This is a genomic window from Kribbella sp. NPDC000426 (assembly GCF_040300265.1).
Lineage (GTDB): Bacteria > Actinomycetota > Actinomycetes > Propionibacteriales > Kribbellaceae > Kribbella.
The window spans coordinates 499,708-524,952 of sequence record NZ_JBEPDK010000005.1 but is presented as its reverse complement, the minus strand read 5'-3'; the positions used below and the strand labels follow the sequence as shown (position 1 = coordinate 524,952).

The window sequence follows — 25,245 nt, the reverse complement described above, 5'->3', positions numbered from 1 at the left end:
CTTCGCGATGTTCGAAACTTTCGGTGACCGGCTGATGTGCGAAGATCACTCACCGATGGATGACTCCGCCTGGCTCGGTACGCAGCGGCTCCCCGAGGTGACTGTGCACGCCTCCGGAGCGCTGGCGCAGACGATCCGTGCCGAGCTCCGGCAGACCCGGCGGTTCCGCACCGACGTACAAGTTGCCGTGTGCATCATGACCCGCGTCCGCGAGACCCCGTTGTGGCGCGAGGTCGAGGCGGCGGTACCCGAGCACGGCCTGGGCGTCGAAGGATTCGTGGTGGTACGACGCGGCAACGATCTCGTCGTCGCGGCCGAGGGCGGACACGGACTGCTCTACGGCTACTTCTACCTGCTCCGGTACTTCGAGTGGATGAGCGGCGACTTCACCGTCGTGGAGCAGCCGGCCGTGCCGATCCGCATGCTCGACCACTGGGACCAGCTGTCCGGCGCGGTCGAGCGCGGGTACTCCGGGCGATCGATATTCTTCCGCGACGGCAGCGTGGTGCCCGACCTGACCCGGGTCCGTGCGTACGCGCGGCTGCTGGCCTCGATCGGGATCAACGCGGTCGCCCTCGCGAACGCCGACCTGCCCGAAGTGGCCCGCCTGGCCGCGGTGTTCCGCGAGTACGGGATCGCGGTCAGCCTGTCGGTCGAGTTCACCGACGATCCGTCGGACGAGCGGGTAGCTCGGTGGTGGTCGGCGACGATCGGGCGCGTGTACGACGCCGTACCGGATTTCGGCGGTCTGGTGGTGCGGGCGGGCCGGGACGCCGAGGGCGCGAACCTGCTCGCGCGGGCAGTGGCGCCGTACGGCGGGACGGTGTTCTGGCGGTACTCCGGTGACGAGCAGGCGCACGACTGGCGTGATCGCGGCGCGGACCGGGCGCGGGCGGCGTACGACCACCTGATCCCGCTCGACGGGCGGTTCGAGGAGAACGTCGTACTGCAGGTCAAGCACGGGCCGACGGACTTCCAGGTCCGCGAGCCGGTGTCGCCGCTGCTCGGCGAACTGCAGGAGACCGTGTTCGCGCTCGAGTTGCAGGTGACGCAGGAGTACTCCGGGCAGCAGCAGGATCTCTGCTACCTCGCGCCCTGGTGGCGGGAGATCCTGCAGTTCGACACCACCGGCGGCGGCGGTACGACGGTTGCCGACCGCATCGGTGCGATCGTTGCCGTGTCCAACGTTGGCGATGCCGCCAACTGGACCGGCCACAAACTTGCCCAGAGCAATCTCTACGCCTTCGGCCGGCTGGCCTGGGAGCCGGCCACGGATCCGGTCAGCCTGCTGCACGAGTGGGCCGCGGCGACGTTCGCGATGGACGACCGGACGCGCAGCGAGCTTGTCACGATCATGTCCGGGTCGTGGCGGACGTACGAGCGGTACACCGCGCCGCTGGGCGTCGGGTTCATGGTCACGCCGCGGACGCACTACGGGCCGAGCGTCAACGGATACGAGTACTCGGGGCGGGGGACGTACCACTTCGCCGATCGGTACGGCGTCGGCGTGGACAGGACCGTGAAGACCGGATCGGGGTTCACCGGGCAGTATCCGGAGCCCCTCGCCGGCACGTACGAAGACGTCACCACCTGCCCGGACGAGTTGTTGCTGTTCTTCCATCACGTTGCCTATGACCACGTTCTGCACAACGGCAGCACGGTGCTGCAGCACATCTACGACACCCACTTCCAGGGGTACGCCGAGGTGGAGGCGATGGTCGCCCGCTGGCGGGTGATCGCCGAGCGGTTCGAGCCGGTGGTGCGGGAGAACATCACCGCCCGATTCGAGGCGCAGCTCGCGAACGCACGGGCGTGGCGCGACCAGGTGAACACGTTCTTCTACCGCCTCAGCGGCGTACCGGATACCCAAGGTCGCACGATCCACCGCTAAGCTGTCTCGAAAGTTTCGAGCCAGGGGGTGTGGTGAGCGAGCGACCGACCATTGCGAAAATTGCGGAACAGGCGGGCGTGTCGGTGCCGACCGTCTCCAAGGTGCTGAACGGGCGCGCGGACGTGGCCGAGGCGACCCGGGCCCGGATCGAGAGCCTGATCCAGGAGTACGGGTACCGGCGGCGCAGTCCGGGGACGCAGGCCAGTCCGATGATCGACCTGGTGTTCAACCAGCTCGGCGGCGAATGGGCGATGGAGCTGATCCGCGGCGTCGAGGAGGTCGCCCGGGCCGAGGGTGTCGAGCTCGTGCTGTCGGAGTGCGGCGGGGCGCTGCGGCCACGGCAGCAGTGGATCGAATCCGTGCTGAACCGGCGGCCGCTCGGCGTGATCATGGTGTTCTCGGACCTCGACGCGGACCAGCGTGCGCAGCTCGAGGCGCGGCGGATCCCGTTCGTGGTCGTCGATCCGGTCGGCGACGTGGGCGACGACGTACCGTCGATCGGCTCTGCCAACTGGAACGGCGGGCGGATGGCGACGACCCATCTCCGTACGCTCGGCCACACCCGGATCGCGATGATCGGCGGCCCGATCGAGACGCTCTGCTCACGGCAACGCGTCGACGGCTACACCGACGCTTTGCGGTCGACCGGCCTCGAGGTCGATCCGTCGCTGATCCGGTACGGCGATTTCGAGGTCGTCGGCGCACACCGGGAGGCGCTCGCCCTGCTGCGCCTGCCCGACCGCCCCACCGCGATCTTCGCCGGCAGTGACATGCAGGCGCTCGGCGTCTACCAGGCCGCTCGCGAACTCGGGCTCGACATCCCGCGTGACCTGTCGGTCGTCGGGTACGACGATCTCCCGATCGCCCAATTCGTCACGCCCGCTCTCACCACCGTCCACCAACCGCTCCACCAGATGGCCGAGCTCGCGGCCCGCGTCGTCCTCGACCTCTCCCGCGGCCGCACCCCCGCCGCCCTCCGCCTCGACCTCGCCGTAGACATGCGAGTCCGCAACTCCACCGCGGAACCCCGGGGTTAGAGCATGTCTGCTGATCCAGCGTCGTAGGCTGGCCCGCATGATCGTCGGCGTGGGTATCGATGTGGTCGACGTGGATCGGTTCATGCGGACGTTGGAGCGGACACCCAACTTGCGGGAGCGGGTGTTCACGCCGCTGGAGGCGGTGAAGCCGCCGGCCTCGCTGGCGGCGCGGTTCGCGGCCAAGGAGGCGCTGGCCAAGGCGCTCGGCGCTCCCGCGGGGATGCACTGGCACGACGCCGAAGTACAGACCGACGAGACCGGCCGGCCGTGGCTGGAGATCAGCGGGACCGTGGCGGCGCAGGCGTCGCGGCTCGGCGTACAGAACCTGCACCTGTCGCTCAGCCACGACGCGGGCATCGCCTCGGCCGTGGTGATCCTGGAGGGCTGACCATGCGCAGCGCGCACACCGTCGAGCAGGTCCGTACCGCCGAGGCCGACCTGATGGCCCGCGTCCCCGAAGGCACGCTGATGCAACGCGCCGCCACCGGCCTGACAGTTGCCATCAGCAACTTCCTCGGCGGCACCTACGGCGCCCGGGTGGTTCTCCTGATCGGCTCCGGCGACAACGGCGGCGACGCCTTGTACGCCGGCGCCCAACTCGCCCGCCGCGGCGCCCAAGTAACCGCCATCCTCCTCTCCGACAAGACCCACCCAGAAGGCCTCGCCGCCCTCAAAACGGCAGGCGGCCGCCCCATCTCCCTAACCACCAACACCGACAGCAGTGTGGAAGGTGTTGTTAGGAGTGCGGATGTGGTTGTGGATGGGATTGTGGGGATTGGTGGGCGACCGGGGCTTCGTCCGGATGCGCTGGCGGTTGTGCGGCTTGCGGAGCGGTTCGGGGTACCGATTGTTGCTGTCGACACCCCGTCCGGCGTCGACGTCGACACCGGTGAGACCCCCGAGCCCCACGTCAACGCCGCCCTCACCGTCACCTTCGGCACCCACAAGATCTGCCACTTCGTCGACCCCGCCGCGACCGCCTGCGGCCCGGTCCACCTCGTCGACATCGGCCTCGACCTCCCACCGGCCGAAGTCGAGTCCCTCCAGACCTCCGACATCCGCCGCCTCTACCCGGTCCCGCACGGCGAGTCCGACAAGTACTCCCGCGGCGTACTCGGCCTGATGGTCGGCTCCACGCAGTACCCCGGCGCCGCCGTCATCGCCACCTCCGGCGCCCTCGGCGGCCCCGTCGGCATGGTCCGGTACGTCGGCCCCGACGCCGTCGCGGAAGCTGTCCGCGCCGCCCATCCCGAGATCGTCGCGGGTGTCGGCCGCGTGCAGGCCTGGGCGATCGGCTCGGGCCTGGGCGACGAGCTCGACATCCCGCGCATCCGCGAACTGCTGGACGCCGAGGAGCCCGTAGTACTCGACGCCGACGGGCTGAAGGCTCTGGACGACTCGGGCGACCACGTCGACGTACTGGCCACGCCGCACGCCGGCGAACTGGCCCGACTCCTCGACGTCGACCGCGCCACCGTCGAAGCCGAGCGCCTCAAACACGCCCGCCTGGCCGCCGAACGGTACGACGTAACCGTCCTCCTCAAGGGCGCCACCACCGTCATCGCAGCCCCCGACGGCCAGGTCCGCGTCAACACCAACGCCACCCCCTGGCTGGCCACCGCCGGCGCCGGCGACGTCCTCGCCGGCCTCTGTGGCTCACTCCTGGCCAGCGGCCTGACCCCACTGGACGCCGGCAGCGTCGGCGCCTACCTGCACGCGTCCGCTGCCAACCTCGCATCGTCCTCCGGCCCGGTCACCGCGATGTCCGTCGCCGCCGCCCTCCCCGAAGTCACGCGCTACTTGCTCGGCGGCTGACCGGGCGTGGCGAGATATCTCGCGTACGAAGTGAACGGGGTGAACCCGAGCCGTCTATAGAGCGGCATGCCCTGGTCCGTCGACTGGAGGACCACAACCCGCGCGCCGAGCTCGAACCCGGCCCGCGCGGCCGCCCGCGTCACCAGCTCGCCGAAACCTCGGCGGCGGGCGTCCGTCCGGGTTGCGACCCAGTACACACCGGCCTCCGGGCCTGATGTCACCGTCATCGCGCAAGCCACCGGCCGCCCCTCGAACCGGGCTACGAATGCTGCAGTGTTGGGCGCGAGCAGCGCGCCTGGCGAGGCGAAGTGGGCGACCGCTTCGGGAGGGCGGCGGGAATCGCGGAACAGCTGTTCATGAACCGAGGCGAACTGCTCTACGCCGGCCGAGTCGGTGACGCTGATGAGCTCGACGCCACCCGCAACAGCCGGCTTGTCGGGAGCTGTCTCGATCGCCATTCCGACCGCGGTCGAGCGAAACTGCAGGCGGGCGTCCTCCGCGGCTCGCTGTAGGTCCTTGTCCCGGTCGGTCGATGCCCACAGGATCAGGTCGCGTTCGTGTTCGGCCGAGAAGGTGCTCATCTCGTCCAGAACCGTCTCGGCGTCGGAACTCGGATCAAGGCGAAACGCGGCATTGTGAAACGCGCCGGGGTAGGGCACGTCGGCTGCCACGAGCAGGGCTGCTGAGCCCTCGGACGTCACGGCACCTTCGGCGTTGGCCGCGAAATGCCGCAATACCGCCGCCACGTTCCGGTCTGCAGCCTCGAGCAGCTCGGCAGGATCCATGCCGCCAAACTCTAACCGCGGCACTCCGGCCGACCGGCGTCGGTGTTCGGGGTGCGCTATCGTCCGCAGGCATGTTCACGGTGCGAGGTAGGACTGGTCATCTGGCGTGGTACCGGACTGGTGAGGCGGCGGGCGAGGTTGCCTTCCTGCATGGGTTTTCGGACTCGGCGCAGTGCTGGGAGCCGTTGATGGCAGCGATGCCGGGGATCCAGGCGCTCGCGATCGACGCGCGCGGGCACGGGGAGTCCGGCCTTCCGGAGGAACCCGTCAGCTACACAGCTCATCGCGACGATGCCGCACTCGTCCTGTCGAGCCAGCCGGCCGACGGCGGGTTTGTCGTCGTCGGGCACTCGATGGGCGCGATGTCGGCCGCGCACCTGGCGGCCGCGCGGCCGGACCTGGTCCGCGCCGTCGTACTGGAGGACCCGCCAACCGGCCCGCCGCCCACCGACCCGCAAGCGGCTGCCGCCGACGAGCCGGCGCCGGTCGCCGACCAGCAGTCGGCGGATGGTGAGCAGGAGGACGGGCCAATGGTTATGCCGGCTTGGCTCGCGGACTTGCGCGAGCTTGAGGTGCCGGCGCGGATCGCACGGGGGCGGGCGAGTGACCCTGACTGGCCCGAGGACGAGCTCGAGCCGTGGGCCGTGTCCAAGGCGCAGGTCAACCCGCACCTGTTCGAGTTGCCGTACCGCGACCCGCGGCCGCTGACCGACCTCCTGGCCGAGATCACCTGCCCGGTCCTGCTCATCCACGGCGACACCGAACGCGGCGGCCTGATCTCCACCGAGTACGCCGAGCGCTGCGCCCAAGCGGCCGCCGGCGAGTTCCAGTCGGCGCACATCGCCGGTGCCGGCCATTCCGTACGCCGCGACCAGCGCGCGCAGTACGTCGCCGTACTCACCGCGTTCCTCGACCGCCACAGCTGACCGCAACGCCTTTGTGAAGCCAATCACAAAGGCGCGGATGGTCCGGCATTGCTGGAAGGATCTGGGGCATGGCCAGCGACCGTAGGCGGCGGCGAGGGGCGGCCGTGCGTGCTTGGCTGGACCGAATGAACGAGACGTGGGTCCCGCCGACCGCAACCGATCTGGCGAGCCCCATGCGGTTCCTCTACTGGCTCACTCGCTCGCAGGGCCGGCGGATCGCGCTGGGCGCGGTGCTCGGCACCTGCTGGACGGTCGGCCTGACCGTGCCGCCATGGGTGCTGTCCCGCGCTGTCGACGACGGGCTTGTGGCCCGCGATACCTCCGCCCTCGTCGGCTGGGCTCTGGTCCTGCTCGCGGTCAGCGTGATGAACGCGCTGCTCGGGATCGCGCGGCATCGGACCATGACCAAGATCCGCATGGACGCGTCGTTCCGCGCGGTCCGCGCCACCGTCTGGCACACGAGCCGCCTGGGTGCCTCGTTGGCCAAGCGGGTGACCGCAGGCGAGGTCGTGACCGTCGGCATCGCCGATGTGTACACGGTCGCGATGGCTCTGACCGTCACCGGTCCCGGCGTCGGCGCGGTCATCGCGTACGCCGTTGTCGCAGTCGTGCTGTTCACCATCAACCCCTTGCTGGCGGCGGTCGTCCTCGCCGGCGTACCGCTGCTCGCCATCGCCGTCGGCCCGTTCCTGCAGCGCATCGAACGCACAGGCGGGGAGTACCGCGTGCACCAAGGACGGTTGACGGTCCGGCTGGTCGACGTACTCGCCGGACTGCGCGTCCTCAACGGTCTCGGCGGCAAGCAGTTCGTCGCCGACCGGTATCAAGACCAGTCGCAGCGGTTGGTACGACGCGGCTACCGGGTCGCCGGCCCGACCAGTTGGGTCGTCGCGCTCTCGACGGGTCTGCCGGCGCTGTTCCTTGCCGCCGTCGTGTGGCTGTCGGCGCGAATGGCTGCCACCGGGTCGATCACGATCGGCGATGTCGTCGCCGTCTACGGGTACGTCGCGGTGCTCGTCGTACCCGTGTCGTTCTTCATCGAGGGCGGCGGGGACATTGCACGAGCTCGGGTGGCGGGGCAACGAATCGTCGATCTGCTCAACCTGCCGGTTGCCAAGCGCAACTATGGCAATCCCGAATCGATCGGCGACGTCCCGTTGGCCGACCCGGAGTCGGGCGTGGTTGTGAGGCCTGGTGCTCTGACTGCGTTGGTCACTGCGCGCCCGGCGGAGGCGGTTGCGGTGATCGAACGGCTCGGGCAGGTGCACACGGATTCCCAAGCAGGTATGGAGATCGACGAGCTCGCGCGCGAGGAGTTCAGGCGCCGTTTAGTTGTTGCCGACAACGACGCCGAGGTGTTCGCGGGTACGGTTCGAGAGGTTGTTGCCGGGCGCATCGAGCCGGACGACGAACGGATTCGTACGGCGCTTCGCGTGGCCGTCGCCGAGGACATTGTCGAGGCGCTACCTAGGGGTCTGGATTCGACGATCGCCGCCGGCGGAAGCGACCTGTCCGGTGGCCAACGGCAACGGATCCGGCTCGCTCGCGCGATCTACGCAACACCCGACGTACTGCTGGCAGTCGAACCGACGTCTGCCGTCGACGCGAACACCGAAGCGGCGATGATCGACCGCATCCGCGAAGTCAGGCGCGACACGACGACGGTCATCACGACCACGTCGCCCCTCGCGCTGGACCGTGCCGACGACGTCATCGTCCTGGTCGACGGCAAGGTGTCGTCGGCCGGGACGCACGCGGATCTGCTGCGCAGCGATCCGTACTATCGCGACCTGGTATCGCGGGCTCAGGGTGATGCCTCGTGAGTACGCAGCTGCCGGTCGCGGGGCCTGCCGAAGTACGTGCTGCCTTGATCCGTGACCTCGGTGCGGACCGTCGTTCCGTTGTCGGTGTCGTCGTGGTGAACGGGCTTGCGGCCGCGGCTGGTCTGGTCGGGCCCTGGCTGCTCGGCCGCATCATCGACACGATCCGCGCCGGCTCCGGTGACGTGCTCAGTTCTGTCGATCGACTCGCGTTCGGTGCGCTGGTGTTCACCGTCGTACAGATGGTTCTGGCGTGGTGGGCGCTCAAGATCGGCTATCGGTTCGGCGAGCGTACGGCGGCGCGCGTCCGGGAGCGCTTCTTGCAGCGGACGCTGGCGTTGCCTCCGCGCGTTGCCGACCATCTGCCGACGGGAGACCTGATTGCGCGCGGGAGTACGGATGCGTCTCTCGTCGCGGTGACGTTGCGATCTGCTGTACCCGAGGTGCTCGTGGCGAGCGTGCACGCGTTGTTCCTGATCGTCGCGGTGCTCGTGCTGGACGTGCGGCTCGGGCTGTGCGGGCTCGTGTGCTTGCTCGGCGTCGGGGCTGCAGTGCGGTGGTACGTACGACGTGCGCGGCCGGTCTACCTGGCGGTCGCGGCGACCGGTGCGGAGATGGCCGATGTGGTCGCGAGTACGGCGAAGGGCGCGCGTACGGTCGAGCTGCTCGGGCTGGAACGTCGGCGTACGGAGGCCACGGAGGAGTCCATCGCCGAAGCCCGGTCCGCGCGGCTGTCGGCATTGTGGTTGCGAACTGTTCTGTTCCCGTGGTCCGAGATTGCGCTGGGGCTCCCGGTGGTCGGGGTCCTGCTGATCGGCGGCGCCCTCTACCTCCATGACATGGTCAGCCTCGGCATCGTGGTGACCGCGACGGTGTACCTGCGCCAACTCGTCGGCCCGCTCGACACGCTGATGCTCTGGATCGAGCAGCTGCAAGGCGCGGGAGCGTCGTACGCCCGCGTCGAGGGTCTCGCGGACATCCCGCGAGCTGAGTCGGCACCGCGGACCGAGAGCGTCGCTGGCGATCGCATCCGCGTCGACAACGCGCACTACAGCTACACGGGCGCCCGCGACGTACTGCACGGCATCGACCTGGTCGTGCAACCCGGCGAACGCCTCGCCGTCGTCGGCACGTCCGGAGCGGGCAAGTCGACCCTCGCGCGTCTGCTCGCCGGGCTCGACCGTCCGCACATCGGGTCGGTGACGATCGGCGGTACGCCGGTTGCCGACCTCCCGCCGGATCAGCTGCGCGAGCACGTCGTACTCATCACCCAGGACCATCACGTCTTCCACGACACCGTCCGCGACAACCTGCTCATCGCCAAGCCGACCGCAACCGACGCCGAACTCCACGCCGCCCTGAACGCCGTCGGCGCCACGTGGTGGAACGACCTACCCAACGGCCTGGACACCGACCTCGGCGAAGACACCAAACTCGACGACGCCAGCGCCCAGCAACTCTCACTGGCCCGAGTCGTCCTGGCTGATCCCCACACCGTGATCCTCGACGAAGCCACCTCCCTCCTGGACCCCAAAACAGCCCGCCAAACAGAGCAGTCCCTGGCCGCCGTCCTCCGAGGCCGCACCGTCATAGCCATAGCCCACCGCCTACAAACCGCCCACGACGCCGACCGAATAGCCGTCATGGACTCCGGCCGCCTGGTCGAACTGGGCCCCCACCACCAACTAGTAACCGCCAACGGCCCCTACGGCCAACTCTGGCAAACCTGGCACACCGAAACCTGATACCCAGCAACTTGTGCGCCACGCGATTCCTGTTGCGGGGGTGGGGGGGTCGGACGTAGGACTGGGTTTGCTAGTGCCTCCGCCGCCTTTGGAGTGTGCACGTGAAGCGACTTGTGGGGTTTTTGGTTCTGGTTCTGCTTGCGGTGCTGCCGGTTCCGGCGGTTGCCACGGCGCGGCCTTATGTGGCTGATCGTCAGACGAAGATCGATGTGATGGGGGAGTGGGCCCATCCCGACGACGACACGAGCATCATCGGGCCGTGCGGGGTGTGGCATCAGTTGTACGGCGTCAAGTGCGGCGTCATCCAGGTGACCCGCGGTGAGGGTGGTGGGAACGCGGCCGGTAACGAGCTCGGGCCCGACCTCGGCCTGCGCCGGGAGAACGAGGACCGCGTCGCGCACTACCGCTCCGGCACCGTCGACATCTTCAACCTCGACCGGATCGACTTCTTCTACAACCAGAGTGCGCCGCTGACGCAGTACTTCTGGGACGAGCAGGAGACGCTGCGACGGGTCACCCGCGTGATCCGCGAGACGCAGCCCGAGATCTACATCGGCTTCACGCCGACCCTCGCCGCCGGCCACGGCAACCACCAGCAGGCCGGCCGCCTGATCTGGGAAGGCGTACTCGCGGCCGCCGACCCGAACATGTTCCCGGAGCAGCTGAAAGGCCCGCACGCGCTCAGCACGTGGCAGGTGAAGAAGGTCTTCTCCGGCGGCGCCACAGCAGGCACCGGCGGTACGACGACCGCCGCGAACTGCACCACGGGATTCACCCCGACCGGCCTCGACACCGTCGCCGGCGTGTGGACCGGCTACAACTCGCCGTACACCTGGCCGGCCGGCAACTCGCAGGCACAGACCGCTGGTACGCCGAAGATCTGGCAGCAGGTGGCCGACGAGGGACGCGCGGCGTACCCGACGCAGAGCCGGGTGATGTACAAGGGTGTCTCGGTGCCGGCCTGCCCGCGGTTCGGGATGACCGAGTCGTTCGTACCGTTCCAGCCGAACACCAACGCCGCGGCCGGTCGTGACGACGCGATCCTGTTCGGCGCGAAGAAGCCGGACCCGGGCGGACTCCCGCTCGGGACCCTCGAGTACATCACCTTCAGCCGCTTCTACAACGTCGCCGGCGAGCCCTTCCAGGCGACCGTCCACCTCAAGGCCCCGAACGGAAAGCTTGCCAAGGGCAACGTCGCGCTGACGGTGCCGGCCGGCTGGTCGGTCAGCGGCCCGCAGCAGGTGAAGGACAAGCCGTCCGCCGACCTGACGTTCACCGTCACCCCGGCCGCCAACGCGACAGTCGACCAGAACGCGAAGGTCTCCGCGCTCTACACGACCAAGCACGCGACCGGCTACACCGACAACGTCGTACGCATCGTCGCCGCCGCCGAGGGACGTTTCCAGCGGTGGGGCAACTGGGCCGAGTACGACCAGTGGCTGCAGAACACCGCCCCGCAGGCCAACCGCCTCGGCCGCTCCCAGGCGATCCAGTCGATGGGCATCGGCCAGACGATCGACATCCCGGTCGTCGTCCACAACTGGTCGACGCAACCGCAGACCGGCGCGGTCTCGCTCGACCTGCCGGCGGACTTCACCATCGACGCGGCGTCCAAGCCGTACGACGTACAGCCCGGAGCCGACCAGACCGTCACGTTCAAGCTGACCAACACCGACACAGCTCTGCCCGCCAACCAGAACGTCAGCATCCCGATCCACACCGCGACCGGCACCGAGACGCTGACTCTCACGCTCGTCCCGACCACCGTCATCCCACAGGCAACGCCAGTGGTCGACGGCAAGGCCGAGCCGGGTGAGTATCCGGGCCAGACCCTCGATCTCGGCCGTATCTGGCAGGGCGCGGCGACCTGCACCGGGGTCGACGACTGCGGCGTTTCGTCAACAGGAGAAGGCAGTACGGCGAAGGTCAGCTGGTCCGATGACGCGCTGTTCTTCTTCATCCACATCCGCGACGACTACCAGTCGTACGCCGTGACCCCGGCGGAGTGCGTCGGTCACTGGCAGGCCGACTCCGTCGAGATCCTGCTGGACCCGCGCGGCAACGCCTCCGAGGCGCTGAAGGACACCGCGAACACGTTCAAGCTCGGCATCTTCCCGTTCACCCAGAGCGGCGGACCGTGCTGGGAACGCGACGCGGACAACCACCAGGGCTACTCGAGCGGCGCCCTCGACACCGGCAACGCACCGGGTGTCCAGGTAGCGTCGACCGCGCAGTGGGTGGGCAGCAACGAGACGACGGTGCCGCACGCGTATGCCGGTGGCGGGTACGACCTCGAGGTGAAGATCCCGCTCGCCGACCTCCCGGCCGCCGTAGACCCGTCCCGGCTCGGTCTGAACATCACGCCGTACGACAACGACGACACGTCAGCACCCGGTACGACGACGTTGCGGCACATCGACATGAGTACGCGACTGGCGTGGTCGGCGCTCGGATCCGTGCAGTCCGACCCGTACCGCTGGGGCCTGGCGACGCTGCCCGGCTACACGCCGCCGTCCGACCGCTCGACCACACCGACGCCGCCGAACGTCTCGAACCCGAACCTCAACGGCGCGCTGTCGCCGCAGACGATCGCGCAGTCGGCACGCAACGGCGTACCGATCTCCGGGCGCGTCCCGACCGACGACCTCAAGATCCTGTCGAGCAAGGTCCGCCCGACCGGAGTCGACCTGGTTACCTCGTCCAAGGGTTCAGGTACCGCAAGGGCCTTCCTGACCAGCGGGCAAATCGCCGCTATCCCGGTCTGGACGACGTCCTGCACGACCGACCCGCCACCCGACTATGGCTTCACCCCGTGCGCCATCACTGACGGCGCCACTCCGCCGTGGTCTCCCAACATGAGCGGCCACTTGGTCAACCAGGCCACGCAGGCCATCACCCGCGGGGTCCAGCACTGGACGATCCCGTTGACCGCGGCCCAACGCGCCCAACTGAAGGACCAGGGCCACCTGCTCGTGTCCTACGAAACAACCCAGAACGAGGTGCAGGCCTTCGATCTCCGCATCGGGTAGTCAGCGCACCGCCGTGAAGTCCAGGCCGCCGGTCGCGGAACGCAGCTGCAGTTCCGCGCCGGTGACCTGGTAGGTCACCTCGCCCCGCAATCCCTGCAGCAGTTGGGATTCCAGCGTCGCGGCGTCGCCGGCGCAGGCCCGCCGGGTGGTGGCGAGTTCGCCGAAGGTGAGCTTGCCGGTGGACCGCGCGACCGTGCCCTGGAAGTCGTTGCAACCGGTTGAACCGGTAACACGTTCGCCGTTCAGGGTGATCCACGCCCTCTCGGATCCGGCCTGGTGCGAGGCGGCCTCGCCGTTGATCACCGTGGACAGCGCCCACTTCGTGCCGTCGACGGCCAGATCGGGCTCGGCGATCTTGCGGTCGGTCAGCGAGATCGTCGTACTGCCCGCGGTGAGATCGAGTTTGTTGCCGTCGAGCTTCCAGGTCGGCTTCGCGCTGATGATGCCGGCCAGCCACTGGTCCTGGCCCTGCTGGGGACCGGGGCAGCCCATCGCGGTCGATGCCAGCTCGCCGTTGAGCGTGAGCTTGCCGTCCTTGGTCGACACCTTGGTCTGCATCGAGTTGCAACCGGCGTCCGCGACCAGCCGTCCGTCGTCGGTGAACTGCAGCCGGACCCGCGTCTTCGGGGCGAGCTGCTTCGGTTTTCCGTCCTCGGTGACCGAGGTGGACAGGTACGTCCTGCCGACCGGCGAGGCGCCGGCGGCCGGGTCCGTGTCCTGCCCGCAGCCCGCCAGCAGAAGCACGGTTCCGGCCAGAGCGATCATCCGTTTGTTCACACCCGGAGGACGTCAGCGGGCATGTTCGCGTTGCGTTAAATCGGGACCCAGTGTTGGCAGGCCTGATCACGGTTCGATAACGTCACGGCCGTACGCGAGAGCGAATAGCACGACAAGGCCGGACGAACCGGCCCTACTGGGGATTCAATCGAACAGTTGAGGGCCGCACTGAAGTTCTGGGGCAACAGGGCGACCCGTCGAGCACACAAAGGATCTCTTCGCATGCCCCCCACCCGAACTGCCCGGAGTCGCAAGCTGGTCCCGGCGGTGATCCTCGCAGTCGGCGCGCTCGTCGCAGCGCCGATCGTCGTTCATGCGGCCAAGGACTCGCCGGTATCGACCGCGAACGCAGCGGACAGCACGGTCACTGCCCTCCCGAGCGTCGGACGCGTCGAAACCTGCGTCATCGACGCGTACTCCGGCTGCACCGTCCTGCACGGTTTCGGCCAGAAGCCCGTCGCGATCACCGCGACCGCTTCCGGTCCCGCAATGGTGTCGATCGACCCGAGCCGCACCACAGACAAGAGCTACCGGTTGCGCGCCCTGCGGTACGACGGCAAGAACTACCGCGCCGGCGCCAAGCTGACGTACACGGTTCACTACGACTTCGCGGCCGTGGCCTCGCAGCCGACCACGCCGACGCCGACCTCCACATCGACGCCGACGAAGCCGCCGACGACCACCACCCCGACGGCGACGCCGACGCACACCACCACGACGCCGACCAAGCCCCCGACCACGTCGACCCCTCCGACGTCACCGCCGACCACGACGACGCCCACGTCGACCGGCAGCCCGAGCGCGACCTGCACCAACCCGTCGTTCGTCACCACCTCGACGAACAACCAGGGTGACGGCCGGACGTTCGGTGCGTACTACGTCCACAACAACATGTGGAACAACGACAACGGCACCTACACGCTGAGCGCCTGCAACTACAACAACTGGTTCCTCGACGTGACCCAGCCGCTGCCCGGCGACAAGGGTGTCCAGGCGTACCCGAACGTGCACAAGGACTACAACGACGTGCCGCTGTCGAAGATCCAGTCGGCCAAGTTCGCGGCCACTACGCCGGCCAACTGCTCGGCCTGCATCTACAACGTCGCGTTCGACGTCTGGATCGGTGACGGCCTGAACAACGAGCTGATGATCTGGACCGACAACTCCAAGCAGGTCCCGGCCGGCAACAAGATCGGCACCGTGACGTTCGGCGGGTTCACCTACGACGTCTGGCACGAGAACGGCTACACCGCCTACGTGTCGCAGGTGACGCAGAAGTCCGGCACGATGCCGCTGGCCAGCTTCTTCAACGACATGCAGACCCGTGGCTGGGCCCCGAAGGCCACCACCTGGCAGGTCGACTACGGCGTCGAGGTCGTCTCCACCGGTAACACCAAGCAGCGCTTCAACTTCACCGACTTCTCCATCCAGGAGAACTGACCCCCGGTTCGCTCTCGCGTACCCCTGCGGCCGCCACCTCTTGGTGGTGGCCGCTTAGGGTTTCTGTCGTGATCGGACTCGTGATTTTCGACAACGACGGTGTGCTGGTGGACTCCGAGCGGCTGGCCAACACCATCTTGGCCGAGCTGCTGACCGAGGCGGGACTGCCGTACACGTTCGAGGAAACCGTGCGGGACTTCATGGGCGGCTCGATGGCCTCGATGCGCAAGCAGGCCGAGGCGCAGTTGGGGCACCCGCTGCCGGCGGATCTCGAGGACCGGTACCACCAGCGGCTCTTCGAAGGATTCGCCCAGCTTCAGGCGATCGAGGGCGTTGAGGCTGTCCTCGATCACCTGGACGCCCGCGGCGTCACCTATTGCCTGGCGTCATCCGGAACGCATCAGCGGATCGGTACGGCGTTGACCGCGGTCGGGTTCCTGCACCGGTTCGAGGGGCGGATCTTCAGCGCCGAGGACGTTGCGCACGGCAAGCCCGCGCCGGATCTGTTCCTGCACGCGGCCGGTTCGATGGGCGTCAAGCCGGCCGAGTGCCTGGTGATCGAGGACAGCCCGCTCGGCGTCGCGGCGGCCGTCGCGGCCGGTATGAAGGTGTTCGGGTACGCCGGTATGACGGACCCGGCGAAACTTTCCGATGCGGATACGGTTTTCCACAACATGGCAGCCCTGGCCAACCTGATCGACGCCGCCTGAGACACTGGATGGACCATGTCTACTCCTCAGTCACACCCGGTCCGCGCTGAGGCGGTCGTCGATCTCGCTGCGATCCGCCACAACGTGACGACGCTGCGTGCCCGTGCCGAGGGCGCGCAGGTGATGACCGTGGTCAAGGCCGACGGCTACGGGCACGGGATGGTGCAGGTCGCTCGCGCTGCCCGCGAGGCCGGCGCCGGCTGGATCGGCGCCGCCGTGCTCGAGGAGGCGCTCGCGCTGCGCGAGGCCGGTGACACCGGCCCGATCTTCTGCTGGCTGACCACGCCGGGCGAGCCGCTGACCGACGCGATCGACGCCGGTATCGACCTGTCGGCGGGTGCGCCGTGGGAGATCGACGAGCTGGCGGCGGGTGTGACGGATCGGCCTGCTCGCGTGCACCTCAAGATCGACACGGGCATGTCGCGCGGTGGCGCCGTACCCGAGGAATGGCCGGCGTTGATCCGGGCCGCTGTGCGCGAGCAGGCGGCCGGGCGGATCGAGGTCAAGGGGATCTGGTCGCATCTGGCTTCGTCCGACGAGCCGAAGAGCCCGGTGAACGAGTCCCAGCTGGCGACGTTCACCGAGGCGGTCGAGGTCGCGGAGTCGTTCGGCATCGACGCCGAGTTCAAGCACCTGGCCAACTCGGGCGCGACGCTGGCGCTGCCGGAGACGCATTTCAACCTGGTCCGGCCCGGCGTCGCGACGTACGGGCTGTCGCCGTTCGGGCATGCGCTGCCGTCGTCCGAGCTCGGGCTGAAGCCGGCGATGACGTTGAAGGCCCGGCTCGCGATGGTGAAGCGCGTCCCGTCCGGCGCCGGCGTCTCGTACGGCCTGACCTGGACCGCGCCGCGACCGTCGACCCTCGGCCTGATCCCGCTCGGGTACGGCGACGGTCTGCCTCGGCACGCGTCGAACGGCGCCCCGGTCCAGGTGGGCGGCAGACGTCGTACTGTCGTCGGCCGGATCTGTATGGATCAGTGTGTGGTCAACCTCGAGGACGACCAGGCTGCTGCGGGCGACGAGGTCGTGCTGTTCGGTCCGGGTACGTCGGGCGAGCCGACGGCGGACGACTGGGCCGACGTGGCCGGCACCATCAACTACGAGATCGTCACCCGCCTGGGCGCCCGGATCCCGCGCAGGTACGTAGACACGGAAAGGTAGACCGGCATGTCCAAAGCGGGACGGACTGCTGGTCTGATCGGGGCCGCGGTCGGTGTGTTGGCGGCCGGCGCCGCAGCCGGAGTCGCGGTCGAGCGCACTGTCATCGGCCGGCGCTCGGGGCAGCGCAAGCAGCTCGAGGCCGAGCCGTTCGGGTCCCAACGTGGCACGCCGCATGTCTTCACCGCCGACGACGGCGTCGAGCTGTACGTCGAAGTCGACGAGCTGAAGCGCTCCCGACGACCCGCACCGCCGCCGAAGCGCCGACTCGGCCGGAAGCTTCCGTTGCCGCCCGAGGACCTGACTGTGATCTTCGCGCACGGCTACGGGCTGAACATGGACGCCTGGCATTTCGAGCGCCGCGACCTGGCCGGCATCGGCACGATGGTGTTCTACGACCAGCGTTCGCACGGCCGGTCGGGCCGGTCGCCGAAGGAGCACGTCAGCATCGAGCAGCTCGGCCGGGACCTGTACGGGATCATCGAGGAGTTCGCGCCGACCGGTCCGGTGATCCTGATCGGTCACTCGATGGGTGGCATGACGATCATGGCGATGGCCGAGCAGCACCCGGAGCTGTTCGGCGACCGGGTGATCGGCGTCGGCCTGTGCTCGACCAGCGCGGGCGGGCTGGACGGCGTACCGATCGTGTTCCCGGGCAAGCTCGGCATGCTTGCGCGGTCGCTGGCGACGCCGACGGTCGCCGCGCTGGCGCGGATCCCCGACGTGGTCGAGCGCAGCCGGAAGGCCGGCTCGGACATCAGCTACCTGCTGACCCGGAAGTACTCGTTCGGCTCCGAGGTGCCGCCGGCGTTCACCGAGTTCGTCAACGAGATGATCGCGGCCACGCCGATCGAGGTGATCGCGGAGTTCTATCCGATCTTCGCGCTGCACGACAAGTTCGACGCCCTGGAGCCGCTGCAGAAGGTCGAGTGTGTGGTGATCGGCGGCGACAAGGACCATCTGACGCCGTTCGCGCATGCCGAGGAGATCGTCCGCCGGGTGCCCGGTGCCGAGCTCGTCGAGGTGAAGAACTGCGGCCACCTGGGCCTGATCGAGCACCACCGCGAATTCACCGCAGCCCTCCTTGGGATGATCGAGAGAGCCGAACAATCTCTAGGACCCCAATGACAGACCTGCACGTCGTCGATGCCACCGCCGAACACGTCGACGACATCGTGACCGTGATTCATCACGCCTTCTCTGCGCGGCGGGTGCTCGACCCGCCGTCGACCGCGTTGAGCGAGAACGCGACCACCGTTGCCGTCGCCGTTGCCGAGCACGGCGGGTTGCTGGTGCTGCGGGACGGCGCCCCGGTGGGCGCGATGCTGTTCGAGCAGACCGGCGACATCCTCAACCTGCGCCGCGTCTCCGTCGACCCGCGCAGCCAGGCCCGGGGCGTCGCCTCGGCGATGGTCGGCTGCGCCGAGGAGGTCGCCGTACGGCGTGGGCTCAGCCGGGTGAACCTGATCGCGCGCGTCGAACTGCCGGACACCGTCGAGTTCTGGCGCCGCCGCGGGTACTCCGTGGTCGACCAGCAAGCGCACAACCTGATCTATGCGAAGGCCCTGCCGGTCGAGCTGACGGTCCCGACCGCCGAGGACATGCAGGCGATCGCCGAAGAGCTGGCCGGACAGCTCCGGGCCGGCGACCTGCTCGTGCTGTCGGGCGACCTCGGTGCGGGCAAGACCACGTTCACTCAGGGCCTCGGCGCCGGGCTGAAGGTCCGGGGCGCCGTGACGTCGCCGACCTTCGTCATCTCGCGGGTGCATCCTTCGTTGTCCGGCGGGCCGGCGCTGGTGCACGTCGACGCCTACCGGCTCGGTGGATTCGCCGAGCTCGACGACCTGGATCTGGACGCGAGTCTGGAGGACGCGGTCACGGTCGTCGAATGGGGCCACGGCATCGCGGAGTCGCTGGCGCAGGACCGCATCGAGATCGTGATCACCCGGGGCGACGACGACAGCGACGAGACGCGGGCGGTGCGGATCACGCCGGTGGGTTCGCGGTGGGCCGCGTCCGGCGTCCGGGTGTCTGTACTGGAGAAGAACTGACATGTTGCTTGCCTTTGACACCTCGAGCGCCGCGGTCACGGTCGCGCTGGCCACGCCGACCGGCGAGATCGTTGCCTCGTCGACGACTGTCGACGCGCTGCGTCACGGCGAGTTGCTCGCGCCCGCGATCGCGGCGGCGCTGGAATCAGCCGGTGTCACACCGCGAGACCTGACCGGCATCGCGGTCGGAGTCGGCCCTGGCCCGTTCACCGGGCTGCGGGTCGGTCTGGTGACCGCGCGGACGATGGGTGAGGTGCTCGGTATCGAGGTCTCCGGCGTCTGCAGCCTGGACATCCTCGCGCGTCAGTCGTCGCTGTCGTTGCCTGTCGCGGTTGCGACGGATGCCCGGCGCAAGGAGATCTACTGGGCGCTGTACGACGGCCCGGCCGCGGACGGCAGCCGTCGCCGGCTGGAGGGACCCGCGGTCGACAAGCCGGCCGAGGTCGCGCACGTCCTGTCCGGCCTGCCGGTGATCGGTCGCGGAGCGGTGTTGTACGCCGACGTCCTGGGCGCCGCGGATGCCGCCGTCGCGGAGTACCCGTCGGCCGAGGTGCTCGCGACCGGTGTCGCGACCCGGACGCTCGAGGTCGTTGCTCCGGAGCCGCTGTACCTGCGCCGGCCGGACGTGACGATGTCTGCCGGGCCCAAGAGCGTGCTGTGAGACCTGCGATCAGAGCGGCTCGCGCGGACGATCAACCCGCGCTGGTCGCGTTGGACGAGCTGTGTTTCGGGGCGGAGGCCTGGAGTACGGTCGGCTGGTCGGACGAGTTCGAGCGGTTGTCAGAGAACCGGGTGATCCTGGTCGCGGACGAGGGCGCTGTCGTCGGGTACGCCGTACTGCTGGTGCCGCCGGTCGCGCTCGATGTGGTCGAGGTACTGCGGATCGCGGTGGCGCCGGACGAGCGGCGGACCGGGATCGGCGGGCAGCTGATGACGGCGGCCCTGGAACGGTGCGCGGGCCGGACCGTGCTGCTTGAGGTTGCCCTGAGCAACGAATCGGCGCGGGGGCTGTATGCGAGCTTCGGGTTCGAGGAGATCAGCCGGCGGCGTGGGTACTACGGTGACGGCGAGGATGCGGTGATCATGCGGTGGAGGATCGATGAGTGAGCCCCTGATCCTGGGGATCGAGACGTCGTGCGACGAGACCGGTGTCGGGATCGTGCGCGGGCAGACGCTGCTCGCCGACGCGATCGCGTCGAGTGTCGAGGAGCACGCCCGGTTCGGCGGCGTCGTACCGGAGGTGGCCAGTCGCGCGCACCTCGAGGCGATGGTGCCGACGATCCGGCGGGCGTGCGAGACGGCCGGCATCAAGCCGGCCGACGTCGACGCGGTCGCGGTGACCAGCGGACCCGGGCTCGCGGGCGCGCTGCTCGTCGGTGTCGCCGCCGCGAAGGGTCTGGCGCTGTCGCTCGGCAAGCCGCTGTACGGCGTGAACCACCTGGCGGCCCATGTCGCCGTGGACACGCTGGAGCACGGTGACCTGCCGAAGGGCTGCGTCGCGATGCTGGTCTCCGGCGGGCACTCGTCGCTGCTGTCGGTCGAGGACATCACTGACGGCGTCGAGCCGATGGGCAGCACGATCGACGACGCGGCGGGTGAGGCGTTCGACAAGGTCGCGCGCGTGCTCGGCCTGCCGTTCCCCGGCGGTCCGTATATCGACAAGGCGGCGCGGGACGGCGGGGACCGGATGTACGTGACGTTCCCGCGCGGGCTGACGTCGCAGCGCGATCTCGAGCGGCACCGGTTCGACTTCTCGTTCTCCGGTCTGAAGACCGCGGTCGCGCGCTGGGTCGAGGCGCGGCGGCGGGACGGCGAGGACGTGCCGGTGAACCATGTCGCGGCGGCCTTCCAGGAAGCGGTCTGCGACGTACTGACCCGCAAGGCGATCGACGCGTGCAAGGACCGCGGCTTCGAGCACCTGCTGATCGGCGGCGGTGTCGCGGCCAACTCACGTCTCCGCTCGATGGCGGAGGAGCGGGCGTCGGCAGCGGGTATCGCCGTACGGGTGCCGCGGCCGGGGCTGTGCACCGACAACGGCGCGATGGTCGCCGCGCTGGGCTCGGAGCTGGTCCGGGCCGGCCGGGCGCCGTCGCCGCTGGATCTTCCGGCCGACTCGTCGATGCCGATCACGGAGGTGCTGAACAAGTGAGGTGGACCGGACCTGACGGCTTCGAGGCGGACGACGACGCGGAGCGCATCGACGCCGGCGTGGTGCAAGGCTTCCTGAGTACGTCGTACTGGGCGGCCGGGATCCCGCGCGACATCGTCGAGAAGGCGATCGCGGGCTCGCTGAACCTCGGGGTGTACGACGCCGACGGGGCGATGGTCGCGTACGCGCGGATGGTGACGGACCGGGCCACGTTCGCGTGGCTGGCTGACGTGTTCGTCCTGGAGTCGCACCGCGGGCACGGTCTGGGGCGGTTCGTCGTGTCGACCTTGCTGGACCATCCGGAGCTCAAGGGCCTGCGTTCGGTGCTGCTGGCGACTGCCGACGCGCATGAGCTCTACCGTTCGTACGGGTTCACCGAGACGCCGCCGGGGCGGATGATGGCCATCCGGCAGGATCCGACCGAGCTGTACTCGCAGCCGTGAGGTGCCCGGGTGTCGATCTCGTCCGGCACCCGGCAGGGGCGACGGAGCTCGTGCTGCTCGCGCACGGCGGGCAGGAACATTCACATGCCGACCCGCATCTGTGGCGGCCTGCACTGCTGCGGATGTGGCCTTTCGCGGCGGTCGTTCGGGCGGCCGCACCGGACGCCGCCGTGGGGTTTCTGAGGTACCGCTTCCGGGGATGGAATGACGGCGGTGACGCGGCCGTCGACCTGCGGACCGTCCTGGACGAGCTGCCGCCGGTGATCTCGAGGGTGTGGCTGATCGGGCATTCCATGGGCGGGCGTGCGGTTGTCGCTGCCGGCGATCATCCGCGGGTTGCGGGTGTGCTCGCGCTGGCCCCGTGGCTGCCGCGGGACGAACCTCTCGTCGCGATGCGGGGGACCGTCACGTTCGTCCACGGTGCCGACGACACGGTCACCGATCCGGCCGGTACTGCGGGGTACGCGGCCAGGCTGCGGGCGGCCGGCGTGACGGTGACGACGTACTCGCTTGCCGGCGAAGGACATGCGATGCTGCGGCGCTCTCAGGACTGGGATCGTCTGGTGGCCGACTTCGTCGGTCAGGTCCCGGCCGGTGGTGGCAGCGAACAGCTGCCGGAGGCGGGCGCCCAGGTCGCGCGAGCGATCGGCGGCATCGCGCTGGCGCGGCTCCGGTTGCCGGTGAAGGAGCGGTTCCGAACGACTGCACAGAACGGGTGACAGAGGCCCGGGGGTCTGACACACCGCTTGCTCCCCAGGCGAACGGTCAGCGGCCAACCGGTTCCATTCTTAGCCTCCCCCACCCAGATGAATCACCGTTGAACGATTAGTGGCGGGCCTCCGGGGAGTTGCAGCAGCAGACGCAGCACCTCGTCCGCCGGCTTGTCGCCCGGAGACCCGCTCGCGAGATCGATCATATGTTCGAATATGCGCCGAGCGCAAGTGGCGTCCGGGAGTTGTTCCGACGACGGCCGCGAACGCCGCGATGAAGCCGCTCGGATTCGCCCAGCCGCAGGCGTGTGCGACGTACGTCGTGTCGTGGCCGTCCGCGAGCAGGACGAGGGCGTGGTAGATCCGCAGCTGCGTGCGCCATTCGTAGTACGTCATCCCGAGTTCGTCGCGGAAGAGGCGACTGAGGGTGCGGGCGCCGGCTCCGGCCTGCCGGCCCAGCTCGGCGAGCGAGGTGTTGTCGGCGGGATTCTCGTGGAGATGCTGCGCGATCGTACGCAGGCGGTCGTCGCGCGGTTCCGGCAGTTGCAGCGGCTGCTCGGTCGCTTCGTGGAGCTCGTCGACCAGGACTCGTTGGAGGCGGGCGCGGGCGGCTTCGTCGAGCTGGCGACTCGTGAGGGCGAGCAGGACCTCGCGGGCGAGTCCGGATGCGAGGAACACGGCAGGGCGATCCGGGATCCGCCGGGCCAGTGCGGGCGGCAGGAACACGATGCGCATGTCGGTCTCGCCGTGCGCCCGGTGCTGGTGCGTGAAACCGGCCGGTGTCCAGGCGACCCGGTTGGCAGGGACGATCGACGTACCCCGCTCGGTGTGGACGGACAGGACGCCGCGGGCGGCGTACACCAGATGACCTTCCTCGTGGGTCTGCACCGAGCTGGTGCCGCCCGAGGCCCACTCGTGCGCTCCCGCAGAGGGGAAGAGCTCCGAGCGGATCGGCTGGCCGTCATCAGGCATAGCTGAGGATTCTATCGGTGATCGGCCAGCCTGCGGCAGGAGTAGGCGACCGCGTCCCGGCCGATCCTGGTGATGATCAGCGTCGCTGAGGCCGAGCCCTTCGGAGCGAGCTTCTTCCGCAGTTGGGCGGGGTCCAGGTCCACGCCGCGCTTCTTGATCTCCAGCGTCCCGATGTCCTGGCTACGAACCCACGAGCGGAGCGCTTTCTCCTTGTAGGGCAGCTCTTCCACCACCTCGTACGCCGAGGCCAGCGGAGTTGCGACGTACTTCGCTGCGGTGACGTAAGCGATGCGTGGATCCAGCAGCCACCCGTCCACCGCTGTTGCGACCGCCGTGACCAGGCCGGCTCGTACGACCGCACCGTCAGGCTCGTAGATGTACTGACCGACTGGACCGGCCTCAGCCTCTGGTGCGTCCGAGACGGTGGCCTCGCTGGGTAGGAGGGTCGCTCGGCGCGGCGTACCTCCGTAGAGCCGGCCGGACCACAGTGCGGCCTCTTTCACCTCGCCGGAGTCGCTGATCCACTCGGCCTCCACGCCGGCGGGGATCGCGTCGTGTGGGATGCCAGGGGCAACTTTCACGCAGGCGGTGCGTTCCAGCAGGTCCAGTACGAACGTCCATGGCGGCGAGTAGGCGTTGTGGTCGAACACCCGCCGTCCGTCCGCTCTCCGCGCCGGGTCCGCGAACACCACGTCGTACGGCGTGAGGTCGGTCGACTCGGCTTCACCTACTACTACTTCACCGGTGAGGCCGAGGGCGGCCAGGTTGGCGCGGGCGGTCGCTGCGGTCTCGGGGTCGCGTTCGACGCCAGTCACTCGGAGTCCGGCACGGGCAGCGCTGATGAGGTCACCGCCGATCCCGCAGCCCAGGTCGACCACGCTGGCGCCGGGCATGGTGGTCGCGAGTCGTACGGCGCGATGTCTGCCCACCGTGGTCCGCGTCGCCTGCTCGAGGCCGTCCGGGGTGAAGAACATCCGTGAAGCGTCCGCGCCGAACTTGGCGACCGCCCGGTGCCGCAGCGCAGCCTGCGTGACAGCAGTAGTCACCAGCGTCGCGTCGTACCGCCGTCGAAGCTTCTCGACCAACGGGAGCTCGCGCCCAGGCTTGTACTCCGAACACGCCGCCGCGAGCACCTCCGCACCCGCCTCGTCGAGCAACACCGTCACTGTCACCCGGCAACTCTAGAGCGGGCTGGAACAGCTCCTGCTCCAGCTTCTCGTTGCCATCGAGTAGAGCCGCCAGTTCATCGCTGAGCGGGTCTTCGGGCCGTAGATGCCGTCCACGACCAGGTGGTGCTTGCTCTGGACCTGCTTGACCACTGCGCGGGTGTTATTGCCATAGATGCCGTCGACGGCGAGCTTGCTGCCGTAGCAGAAGTTGAGGTTGCGCTGGAGGACGCGGATCGCGGTGTCCGGGTCGCCGTACCGGTTGGAGCCGCGGTAGGGGTCGTCGCCGTACATGAGGTTGCAGGTGGTGCTGGTGCTGGCATAGATCGACGGCATCGGAATGCCCCAGCTGCGGTTGACCGGGACGAGCCGGGCCGACCTGCACTGCGGTAGGGCAGCGGCTGCCTTCAACTCGGCGGCGGTGGCGTCATGGGAGACGTCCTGGTCGGTCGGGGTCGTCGAGGCCTTCGGGGCCGGAGCAGCCGCGGGTGAAGCGGCCGCCGGTGACTCGTGCTTCGAGGCGTTGGCGGCCACGGCTCCGACCGCGACCGCGGCGACGGCGGCCAGGAGTGCGATCGTCCGGCCGGACAGCTTGGGCAGAGCCATGACCACATTCTGTAC

The 25,245-nt window shown here is 69.0% G+C and carries 23 protein-coding genes; 18 read left to right on the top strand and 5 right to left on the bottom strand.

Features of this window, described 5'->3' with window-relative positions; genetic code table 11:
* Positions 1-55 precede the first annotated feature (55 nt).
* From ABT313_RS26645 to ABT313_RS26630, 4 genes are read left to right on the top strand one after another with little or no spacing between them, the layout of a single operon-like run.
* Complete coding sequence (locus ABT313_RS26645) at positions 56-1,891, top strand: alpha-glucuronidase (RefSeq protein ID WP_350859342.1); 1,836 nt, start codon at positions 56-58, stop codon at positions 1,889-1,891.
* A gap of 32 nt (positions 1,892-1,923) precedes the next feature.
* The gene (locus ABT313_RS26640) at positions 1,924-2,928 is read left to right on the top strand and encodes a LacI family DNA-binding transcriptional regulator (protein WP_350859339.1); all 1,005 of its coding nucleotides are present in this window, start codon (positions 1,924-1,926) and stop codon (positions 2,926-2,928) included.
* 37 nt (positions 2,929-2,965) lie between these two features.
* On the top strand, positions 2,966-3,316 hold the full coding sequence (locus ABT313_RS26635; protein ID WP_130441349.1) for a holo-ACP synthase: 351 nt from the start codon (positions 2,966-2,968) through the stop codon (positions 3,314-3,316).
* 2 nt (positions 3,317-3,318) lie between these two features.
* Positions 3,319-4,743 carry an NAD(P)H-hydrate dehydratase gene (locus tag ABT313_RS26630; RefSeq protein WP_350859336.1) on the top strand — a complete coding sequence of 475 codons (1,425 nt, stop codon included), beginning with the start codon at positions 3,319-3,321 and terminating at the stop codon, positions 4,741-4,743.
* Here ABT313_RS26630 and ABT313_RS26625 read toward each other — a convergent pair.
* On the bottom strand, positions 4,725-5,528 hold the full coding sequence (locus ABT313_RS26625; protein ID WP_350859333.1) for a GNAT family N-acetyltransferase: 804 nt from the start codon (positions 5,526-5,528) through the stop codon (positions 4,725-4,727). The two genes, ABT313_RS26630 and ABT313_RS26625, sit on opposite strands and share 19 nt — an antisense overlap.
* Before the next feature lie 71 nt (positions 5,529-5,599).
* Here ABT313_RS26625 and ABT313_RS26620 point away from each other — a divergent pair, with 71 nt between their 5' ends.
* The 4 genes from ABT313_RS26620 (at position 5,600) to ABT313_RS26605 (ending at position 13,048) form a co-directional block, all read left to right on the top strand.
* Positions 5,600-6,454, top strand: a complete 855-nt coding sequence (locus tag ABT313_RS26620) for an alpha/beta fold hydrolase (RefSeq protein WP_350859331.1) — start codon at positions 5,600-5,602, stop codon at positions 6,452-6,454.
* A 125-nt stretch (positions 6,455-6,579) separates the two neighbouring features.
* Entirely contained in the window at positions 6,580-8,277 is a 1,698-nt protein-coding gene (locus ABT313_RS26615) for an ABC transporter transmembrane domain-containing protein (protein WP_350859327.1), read from the top strand.
* The gene (locus ABT313_RS26610; protein ID WP_350859326.1) at positions 8,274-10,019 is read left to right on the top strand and encodes an ABC transporter ATP-binding protein; all 1,746 of its coding nucleotides are present in this window, start codon (positions 8,274-8,276) and stop codon (positions 10,017-10,019) included. The genes ABT313_RS26615 and ABT313_RS26610 overlap by 4 nt, the downstream gene beginning before the upstream one ends.
* A gap of 101 nt (positions 10,020-10,120) precedes the next feature.
* The gene (locus tag ABT313_RS26605) at positions 10,121-13,048 is read left to right on the top strand and encodes a PIG-L family deacetylase (protein ID WP_350859322.1); all 2,928 of its coding nucleotides are present in this window, start codon (positions 10,121-10,123) and stop codon (positions 13,046-13,048) included.
* Here the strand turns inward: ABT313_RS26605 and ABT313_RS26600 are convergent, their stop codons facing one another.
* Positions 13,049-13,825 (bottom strand): META domain-containing protein, encoded by a 777-nt coding sequence (locus tag ABT313_RS26600; RefSeq protein WP_350859319.1) that lies wholly within the window; start codon positions 13,823-13,825, stop codon positions 13,049-13,051. It abuts the gene before it with no gap.
* Between the two features lie 222 nt (positions 13,826-14,047).
* On the opposite strand from ABT313_RS26600, the gene ABT313_RS26595 reads away from it, so the two are divergent.
* The 10 genes from ABT313_RS26595 to ABT313_RS26550 all read left to right on the top strand — a co-directional run bounded on the left by ABT313_RS26595 (position 14,048) and on the right by ABT313_RS26550 (position 22,495).
* On the top strand, positions 14,048-15,265 hold the full coding sequence (locus ABT313_RS26595; RefSeq protein WP_350859317.1) for a GH12 family glycosyl hydrolase domain-containing protein: 1,218 nt from the start codon (positions 14,048-14,050) through the stop codon (positions 15,263-15,265).
* 68 nt (positions 15,266-15,333) lie between these two features.
* A complete protein-coding gene (locus ABT313_RS26590; RefSeq protein WP_350859314.1) occupies positions 15,334-15,975 on the top strand; it encodes an HAD family hydrolase in 642 nt (213 codons plus the stop codon).
* 15 nt (positions 15,976-15,990) lie between these two features.
* The gene (gene alr / locus ABT313_RS26585; protein ID WP_350859311.1) at positions 15,991-17,136 is read left to right on the top strand and encodes an alanine racemase; all 1,146 of its coding nucleotides are present in this window, start codon (positions 15,991-15,993) and stop codon (positions 17,134-17,136) included.
* Positions 17,137-17,142: 6 nt separating this feature from the next.
* Positions 17,143-18,261 carry an alpha/beta fold hydrolase gene (locus ABT313_RS26580; RefSeq protein WP_350859308.1) on the top strand — a complete coding sequence of 373 codons (1,119 nt, stop codon included), beginning with the start codon at positions 17,143-17,145 and terminating at the stop codon, positions 18,259-18,261.
* Positions 18,258-19,184, top strand: coding sequence for a tRNA (adenosine(37)-N6)-threonylcarbamoyltransferase complex ATPase subunit type 1 TsaE (gene tsaE, locus ABT313_RS26575; RefSeq protein WP_350859305.1), 927 nt, complete (start codon positions 18,258-18,260; stop codon positions 19,182-19,184). Before ABT313_RS26580 ends, tsaE begins: the two co-directional genes overlap by 4 nt.
* A 1-nt stretch (position 19,185) precedes the next feature.
* On the top strand, positions 19,186-19,845 hold the full coding sequence (tsaB, locus tag ABT313_RS26570; RefSeq protein WP_350859302.1) for a tRNA (adenosine(37)-N6)-threonylcarbamoyltransferase complex dimerization subunit type 1 TsaB: 660 nt from the start codon (positions 19,186-19,188) through the stop codon (positions 19,843-19,845).
* The gene (locus tag ABT313_RS26565) at positions 19,842-20,291 is read left to right on the top strand and encodes a GNAT family N-acetyltransferase (RefSeq protein WP_350859299.1); all 450 of its coding nucleotides are present in this window, start codon (positions 19,842-19,844) and stop codon (positions 20,289-20,291) included. Before tsaB ends, ABT313_RS26565 begins: the two co-directional genes overlap by 4 nt.
* Positions 20,284-21,333, top strand: coding sequence for a tRNA (adenosine(37)-N6)-threonylcarbamoyltransferase complex transferase subunit TsaD (gene tsaD, locus ABT313_RS26560; protein ID WP_350859296.1), 1,050 nt, complete (start codon positions 20,284-20,286; stop codon positions 21,331-21,333). The genes ABT313_RS26565 and tsaD overlap by 8 nt, the downstream gene beginning before the upstream one ends.
* Complete coding sequence (locus ABT313_RS26555) at positions 21,330-21,776, top strand: GNAT family N-acetyltransferase (RefSeq protein ID WP_350859293.1); 447 nt, start codon at positions 21,330-21,332, stop codon at positions 21,774-21,776. Before tsaD ends, ABT313_RS26555 begins: the two co-directional genes overlap by 4 nt.
* Positions 21,773-22,495, top strand: coding sequence for a dienelactone hydrolase family protein (locus ABT313_RS26550; protein ID WP_350859290.1), 723 nt, complete (start codon positions 21,773-21,775; stop codon positions 22,493-22,495). Before ABT313_RS26555 ends, ABT313_RS26550 begins: the two co-directional genes overlap by 4 nt.
* 69 nt (positions 22,496-22,564) lie before the next feature.
* Here ABT313_RS26550 and ABT313_RS26545 read toward each other — a convergent pair whose 3' ends face one another.
* The 3 genes from ABT313_RS26545 to ABT313_RS26535 are packed head-to-tail and all read right to left on the bottom strand — an operon-like array spanning position 22,565 to position 25,230.
* Positions 22,565-23,458: an AraC family transcriptional regulator gene (locus tag ABT313_RS26545; protein WP_350859287.1), complete on the bottom strand. Its 894-nt coding sequence runs from the start codon at positions 23,456-23,458 to the stop codon at positions 22,565-22,567.
* Between the two features lie 11 nt (positions 23,459-23,469).
* Positions 23,470-24,630, bottom strand: a complete 1,161-nt coding sequence (locus ABT313_RS26540; RefSeq protein ID WP_350859284.1) for a class I SAM-dependent methyltransferase — start codon at positions 24,628-24,630, stop codon at positions 23,470-23,472.
* A gap of 9 nt (positions 24,631-24,639) precedes the next feature.
* On the bottom strand, positions 24,640-25,230 hold the full coding sequence (locus ABT313_RS26535) for a peptidoglycan-binding domain-containing protein (RefSeq protein WP_350859281.1): 591 nt from the start codon (positions 25,228-25,230) through the stop codon (positions 24,640-24,642).
* Positions 25,231-25,245: the final 15 nt, after the last annotated feature.